Annotated in this window: 5 protein-coding genes; 2 read left to right on the top strand and 3 right to left on the bottom strand. The window is 67.3% G+C overall.

What is annotated here, in order from left to right; genetic code table 11:
• From AC1RUS_RS23475 to AC1RUS_RS23465, 3 genes are all read right to left on the bottom strand, one after another.
• On the bottom strand, positions 1–428 hold a 428-nt coding region (locus tag AC1RUS_RS23475; RefSeq protein ID WP_492919039.1), incomplete at its 3' end, for a PTS sugar transporter subunit IIA.
• Positions 429–453: 25 nt separating this feature from the next.
• The gene (locus AC1RUS_RS23470; RefSeq protein ID WP_492919038.1) at positions 454–2,745 is read right to left on the bottom strand and encodes a beta-N-acetylhexosaminidase; all 2,292 of its coding nucleotides are present in this window, start codon (positions 2,743–2,745) and stop codon (positions 454–456) included.
• A gap of 225 nt (positions 2,746–2,970) precedes the next feature.
• Positions 2,971–5,586 (bottom strand): TonB-dependent receptor, encoded by a 2,616-nt coding sequence (locus AC1RUS_RS23465; RefSeq protein WP_492919037.1) that lies wholly within the window; start codon positions 5,584–5,586, stop codon positions 2,971–2,973.
• A gap of 321 nt (positions 5,587–5,907) precedes the next feature.
• Between AC1RUS_RS23465 and AC1RUS_RS23460 the strand changes: the two genes are divergently transcribed.
• A complete protein-coding gene (locus AC1RUS_RS23460) occupies positions 5,908–6,651 on the top strand; it encodes a GntR family transcriptional regulator (protein ID WP_492919040.1) in 744 nt (247 codons plus the stop codon).
• Positions 6,652–6,664: 13 nt separating this feature from the next.
• Positions 6,665–7,149: SIS domain-containing protein (locus tag AC1RUS_RS23455; protein ID WP_492919036.1), on the top strand; the 485-nt coding region annotated here is incomplete at its 3' end.

The raw sequence follows: 7,149 nt of genomic DNA, 5'->3' as shown, positions 1-7,149 counted from the left end.
ACCTCGCTGGCGCGGTCCTGGTCGCGGCGCACGATGTCGAAGGCGTCGGGATTGGTGATGACGATCGGGGTAATCAGACTACGGACGTTCTGAGCCAGATAGTCGAGATCGAAGGCGATCAGCGGGTCGCCGGCCTTAACGCTCTGGCCCTCACGCACCTGGACCTCGAAGCCCGCGCCCTCCAGCGACACGGTCTCCAGGCCCAGGTGCATCAGGATCTCGGCCCCGTTGGCGGCGCGCAGGGTCACGGCGTGGCGGGCCCGATGCACCGAGGTCACCACCGCATCGCACGGCGCGTGCAGCATCGAGCCGGTCGGGTCGATGGCCAGGCCGTCGCCCAGCATCCGCTCGGCGAACACCGCGTCGGGGGTCTCGTCGAGCGGCGCGATCCAGCCCTGCAACGGCGCGGAGAGAACGAGGTTGGACACGGCGGCGACTCTTTTTCGAAAAACGCTAGGGCGTCGGCTTCAGCGCGACCCGGTCGATCACCCAGAACGGATCCAGGGTCTTGGACGTGAAGGTCAGGCACAGGTCGACCTTGCCCGGCGTGGCGGGCAGGCGTCCGGAGATCGTCGAGACGCCGGGATTGCGCGCGGCCTTGCCCAGCGGCAGGGCGGCGACGGGCTCGCCGGCGCAGCCCCCGCCCGCCTGGCCCAGGCGGACGTCCAGCTGGCCCTCCGGCGTGGCTGGCGGATGCAGAGGGATGTGGTCGCGGTCCTTGCCGACCTGGAAGTTGAACGGGATCTGGCCGATGCGGGCGGTCAGGGTCGCGCCCTTCGACAGGTCCGCGCCCTCCCAGATCCAGCACGGATTGAAGATGTCGACATCGAACATCGCGCGCTTGTCGACGTCGCGCGGCGCGTCGTCGATCATCTTGATCACGACCTTGTTGGTGCAGCGCTTCAGTTGGCTGCTGGTGCGGGTCAGCAGGGCGGCGGGATCGATGGTCACCGCGCGCTCACGCCCCAGGGCCTGGCCGTCGACGAAGGCGCGCGCCTTGACCGTCGCGCCCTTGGGCAACTCCAGCGCGGCTGCATAGACGCTTGAGGCCGCCGTCGGAGCCTTGCCGTCGGTGGTGTAGTGGATTTCGCCGACGCCCAGACCCGTCGCGAGGGCGACCTTGGTCTTGCCGCCCTCGCCCGCCGACAGGGCCGGATAGGGTTCGAACGGCACGGTGTTGGCGGCCACGCCGAGGATTTTCAGGCGGGCCAGCTCGGCGGGCATGCGACGGGCGAAGTTGTCCCAGTTGACGCCGGCCTCCGGCGTCCAGGCGCGCTCGGCCAGGGCCAGGGCGCGCGGGAAGGCCATCAGCTCCATGCGCTCGTCGGTCTGCATGTGCTCGGTCCAGACATTGGCCTGGACGCCGAGAATATGCTGGCGCTCGTCGGCCGACAGCTGGGCCGGCGCGGGATCGAAGGCGTAGACGTCCTTGAGGCTGACCACTTGGCCCCGACCGAGCGGCTCGTCAGGCGAGGCGCTCTGGCGGTTGTCGAGATAGAGCATCGGATGGGGCGACAGCACCGTATCGTGGCCGGCCTTGGCCGCGGCGATGGCGCCGTCGATGCCGCGCCACGACATCACCGTGGCGTTGGGCGCGAGGCCGCCTTCGAGGATCTCGTCCCAGCCGATCAGACGACGGCCGCGCTTGTCCAGCGACCGGCCGACGCGCTGGATGAACCAGCTCTGCAGCTCGTGCTCGTCCTTGAGACCCAGTTCCTTGATCTTGGCCTGGATCTTCGGGCTGGCCTTCCACTGGTCCTTGACCGCCTCGTCGCCGCCAACATGGATGAAGGTCGACGGGAAGATGTCCATCACCTCGTTCAGGACGTCGTCGAGGAACGCGAAGGTCGCGTCGTCGGTGTTGTAGAGCCAGGGGAAGATCCCCCAGTCGCCCATCTTGCTGGCGTCCGGCGCGGCCGTGCCCAGCTGCGGATAGGCCACGATCGGGGCCAGGGCGTGGCCCGGGGTCTCGATCTCCGGCACGACAGTGATGTTGCGCGCGGCGGCGTAGGCCACCAGGTCGCGGGCCTGATCCTGGGTGTAGAAACCGCCGTATTTGGGATAGCGGACCGCCGCGCCCGGATCGTTCCGCCAGCCGGCGACCTCGGTAAGCTTCGGGTACTTCTTGATCTCCAGCCGCCAGCCCTGGTCGTCGACCAGGTGCCAGTGGAAGGTGTTGAGCTTGTGGACCGCCATGGCGTCGATGACGGCCTTCAGCGTGTCCAGCGACTGGAAGTGACGGGCGCTGTCGACCATCAGGCCGCGCCAGCCGAAGCGTGGGGCATCGTCGATGCTGACGGCGGGGACGGCGGCCGGGCTGCGCGCCTCGTCCTGGGTCGCCAGCTGCCACAGGGTCATGGCCCCGTAGAACAGGCCCGCGCGCTTGGCGGCGGTAATGGTCACGCCGGTCGGAGTCGAGACCAGCCCATAGCCCTCGCCGCTCGCGCCGCCGCGCGCCAGCACGATCGCGGCCTCGCCGGCGGGCGGCGCGCCCTCGACGACGACGGGTTTGAAGCCCTTGGCGCGGAAGAGCAGGTCGGACAACTGGACGGCGACGCCCCTGGCCTCGACATCGCCCTTGGCGACGAAGATCCGGGTCTTGGCCGAGAGGGCGAATGATCCTTCCGCCGTGGTCAGACTGGCGGGCGCCGGCGTCAGGGTCACGGGTCCCGCCAGGGCCGGGACGGCGGCGGCGAGCGCGGCGAGGGAGACCAGCGTGGCGGCGACGGTGCGGGCGAGGGTCATGCGGCGGCTCTCACGGATGCGCGCACGGATTTCGGCGCGGCAAAAAGCGGGCGGAGCGATGCGCGCTCCGCCCCAGCTCCATGCTTGCAGTCAGGAGGATGGTTCTGGCGACGCGGAGCGGGCGGATCATCGGGTGATCCTGAACCATGCGCCCGTCGATGCAATCGCCGTTTGGACAGAGAAATCGGGACTTCCGGTGAGGGGGCCGGAAGTCCCGATGAAGCCTTAGAACTTCAGGCGGACGCCGGCGTAGAACGTACGGCCGTTGTCATAGATCGCCCGCGGGACGTCGGGCGAACCCACGAAGTACTTCAGCTTTTCGTTGGTCAGGTTCTGGGCGTCCAAGGTCAGGGCGATGTTGTCGCTGACATTGACGCTGACCGAACCGTCCAGGGTCGAGAAGTTGTCCTGGAACATGTCGGTGCCGCGATCGACGCCCGACTTGAACTTGGACCGGTAGTTGTAGGCCAGGCGGGCCGAGATCATGTCGTTCTCGAAATAGCCCGTCAGGTTGTAGGTGTGCTTGGACGAGCCATCGATCGGCTTGCCCAGGTCGGTCTTGGCGTCCGAGTAGGTGTAGTTGCCGATGAAGCCGAAGCCGCCGCCGATCGGCTGCTGGAGCGTCACTTCGAAGCCGCGGTTGGTGCCGCCGTCCCCGTTGATCGGACCCGTCATCGTGAAGGTGTCGCCCTTGCCGACGCCCAGGCGCTGCTGGGTCTGCTGGGTGACGTGGTATTCCTTGTAGGTCGTGCTGGTGATGTAGCTGTCGATGTCCAGCAGGAACACGCCGACCGACAGCAGGGCTTCGGGGGCGTAGTACCATTCGGCCGCGGCGTTGAACTGCCAGGCGCGGAACGGATCCAGCTCGGGATTGCCGCCGGCGCTGCCGGTGACGGCCGTGTCGTTCAGGCTGAAGGCGCCCGCCAGCTGGGCGTAGCCCGGCCGCGACATCACCTTGGCCGCCGACAGGCGGACCACCACGTCGTCATCAGCGTCCACGACCACGGTCGCGCTGGGCAGGACGTCCCAGTAGTCGCGCTTGACGTTGCGGGCGCCGAAGGAGCCGAACACGTTGCTGATCGTCGAGGGCGTGACCGAGGCCGAGTACTGGGTGGTGTCCTGGTCGGTGTGGACGGCGCGGACGCCGACATTGCCGCGCCAGCGATCGCCGCCGAGCTTGGCCATCGCATAGACGGCCTGGGTCTTTTCCTGCACCGCGAAGCTGAGCGGCGGATAGTAGGCGAACTGGCGGCCGCCATTGGTGCCGTTCAGCAGGGCCAGGACCTTGCCGCGGTCGGCCAGGGTGTAGCCCTGACCCGACAGGCCGATGTCCTCGCCGTAGTTGGACGGGGTCATGACGCCGACGACCGAACCCAGGTCGACATTGGACGTGCCGCTGTTGACGCCGTTACCGGCCCACGCATAGGCGGTGTAGTTCACCTCGCGGGTGTGGTCGGTGTAGCGGCCGCCGAACAACAGGGTCTTCAGCAGGCCGCTGTCGACCGAATATTCCACGTCGCCCTTGGCGTAGAACTCTTCGTCCGGGCTCTCGACCTTGCCGCCCCACGACCAGCTGTAGAAGTTGTTGAGGTAGGCGGCCGAACCGACGGCGGCGAGGCCGGGATAGCTGACCTTGGTCACCGGCGCGCCGAGCTCGTAGCTCATGCCGGTTTCCCAGTAGGTTTCCCAGGCCTCGGTGTCGTCGGTGGCGCCTTCGCCCTTGGTGTAGCCGATGTTGCCGCTGATCTTGAGGTTGTCCGAAACCTGATACTTGCCGTCCAGATTCAGGTCCCACGAGGTGGAGTGCGCGGTGCGGAAGATGTCGTCCTGCACCAGGCCCCGGCTCTTGGTCCCGTTCGGCGCTGTGGCCGCCCAGGTGGCCGAGCGCAGGACGCCGTTGCTGATCGAATAGGAGGTCAGGGCGTTGCCGGCCGAACCCGCGGGACCCGTGGAGCTGGTGATCAGATTGCTGACCCAGGCCATGTGGTTCACGTTGGTGTTGTCGGCGTCCATCTTGGTGTAGAGGCCCGAGAACGCCAGCTCCAGCTTCTCCGTCGGCTCCCACTGGGTGACGAAGTTCAGACCCTTGCGCTTGCGGGTCTGCTGGAAGAAGGCGTTGCCGATCAGGTTCGGCGCCAGGACGGTCTGACCCGTGCCCGCGAAGTTGTCATAGGACGTGTAGCCGAGGATTTCCTGGCCATCGCGGCGGAACTCGCGCTCCTGGTAGAAGGCGCCGATCAGGGCGCCGAAGGTGTGGGCGTCGTTCTTCCAGCTGAGCATGCCGGACACCTGCGGCGTCCACTTCTCGGCGCGGGTCGCGTACAGACCCTGGGCCGAGGCGTTGGCCGTGAAGGCCGGCAGGTCCAGCGGCATGCGGGTGTGCACGTCGACCGTGCCGCCGACGCCGCCCTCGGGGATGTTGGCCGCCGAGCTCTTGATGATGTCGATGCGACCGACGACTTCCGACGGCAGCATGGAATAGTTGAAGCTGCGCCCGCCGCTGGTCTGGTCCAGGACGAACCAGTCGCCGGTGGCCATGTTGTGGCCGTTCAGCAGGGTCAGGTTGAGGTTCGGATCGGTGCCGCGAACGCTGACGCGCTCGTTTTCGCCAAAGCCCCCCGCCGCGGCCGAACCGGTGACGACGTTGACGCCCGAAACGCGCGACAGAGAGTCGGCGACGTTCTTGTCCGGGAACTTGCCGATGTCTTCGGCGGTGACGACTTCCGACACCAGGTCGGAGTTACGCTTCTGTTGCATCGCGGCCTGGAGCGAACCCCGGATGCCGGTGACAACGACCTCTTCTACGGCGTCCGGCTTCGCATCCTGCGCGAAGGCGGGCATTGCGACCGATACAGCCAGAATACTGGCGGACGCGGTCAGGATGGTCTTGTGAAAGCTTCTCATAACTCGGCTTCTCCCCATTTCGCCGGGCCATGGACCCGGAGCCGAACCCCAAGCCCAATCTGGTACCAATTTTCTGCGGACATCCTCAGAATGCGGTACTTCTCAGGCCTCGGAATGTGACTGTGACGAAATTTTGTAAGATGACAAGGCCAAAAAGAAACCAATTGCAGACCATGTTCTTATTGGTATGAAAATGGTCATATGCTATCGAGACACCCAGGCTGTGGCGTCGATTTGCGCGGGGAGGCTGATTTGACGATGTTTTCTGAGCGGATTGGCCCGCTCGCGGCTGACGGCGCGCAACATGCGCCCCTGTACCAGCAGCTGCAGCGCGCGCTGCGCGACGCGATCCAGAAGAAGATCCTGGCGCCCGACGACGCCCTTCCCGCCGAGCGGGACCTTGCCGAAGAATTCAGTATTTCACGGATCACGGTGCGCAAGGCGCTGGACGGCCTGGTCAGCGAGGGCCTGCTGACCCGTCGCCAGGGCGCCGGCACCTTCGTCGCCGCGCGCGTGGAGAAGAGCTTCTCCAAGCTGTCGTCGTTCACCGAGGACATGATCGCTCGGGGCCGGGTGCCGCGCAGCGAGTGGATCAGCAAGACAGAGGGCGCGGTGACGCCCGAGGAATCCCTGACCCTGGGCCTGTCGCCCGGCACGCCGGTCTATCGCTTTGCGCGGATCCGCTATGCCGACGGCGCGCCGATGGCCGTGGAATACACCACCGTCGCCGCCTTCGCCCTGCCCTCGGCCGAGGCGGTCGGCACCTCGCTCTATGAAGCCCTCGAGGCCACCGGCCACCGGCCGGTCCGCGCGCTGCAACGCCTGCGGGCCATACTGTTCGCCGCCGAACAGGCCGACCTGCTGGGCGTGCCGGCCAAGGACGCGGGCCTGCTGATCGAGCGACGCGGCTTCCTGAAGGACGGCCGGGCGGTGGAAGTGACGCAATCCTATTATCGCGGCGACGCCTACGACTTCGTCGCCGAACTGAACGCCCTGTCCTGAAGGAAGACGTGCTTTGGAGGCGACGACCTTGACCCGACCGCTGCCCCCCGCGACCCCGGCCCAGCTGACGCCGGAAGCCACGCGCATGTTCCAGGAAGCGGGCGAGGCCGCGTCGGTGGTGGGGGCGCAGCTGGAGGCCAATGCGGCGCGGGTCGAGGCGATCGCCGGGCGGCTGCGGGCCAACCCGCCCCGGGCCGTGGTCACCTGCGCGCGCGGCAGCTCCGACCACGCCGCCACCTTCGCCAAGTACCTGATCGAGACCCGCACCGGGGTGCTGACCTCGTCGGCGGCCCTGTCGGTGTCGTCGGTCTACGCCGCCCACCAGGCCATGGACGAGGTGCTCTATCTGGCCATCTCGCAGTCGGGCAAGAGCCCCGACCTGCTGGCCTCGGTCCGCGCGGCCAAGGCGGCCGGAGCCTTTACCGTGGCCCTGGTCAATGACGTGACCTCGCCGCTGGCGGAACTCGCCGACGAGGTCCTGCCGCTGCATGCCGGGCC

Source organism: Caulobacter sp. GW821-FHT10F06 (genome assembly GCF_058809215.1).
This window is presented reverse-complemented; position numbering and strand designations above follow the sequence as displayed.

What these genes read in the sequence shown, in the direction of transcription:
- AC1RUS_RS23470 (WP_492919038.1), bottom strand. Translation starts at nt 2,745, where the DNA reads ATGACCCTCGCCCGCACCGTCGCCGCCACGCTGGTCTCCCTCGCCGCG.
- AC1RUS_RS23465 (WP_492919037.1), bottom strand. Translation starts at nt 5,586, where the DNA reads ATGCCCGCCTTCGCGCAGGATGCGAAGCCGGACGCCGTAGAAGAGGTC.
- AC1RUS_RS23460 (WP_492919040.1), top strand. Translation starts at nt 5,908, where the DNA reads ATGTTTTCTGAGCGGATTGGCCCGCTCGCGGCTGACGGCGCGCAACAT.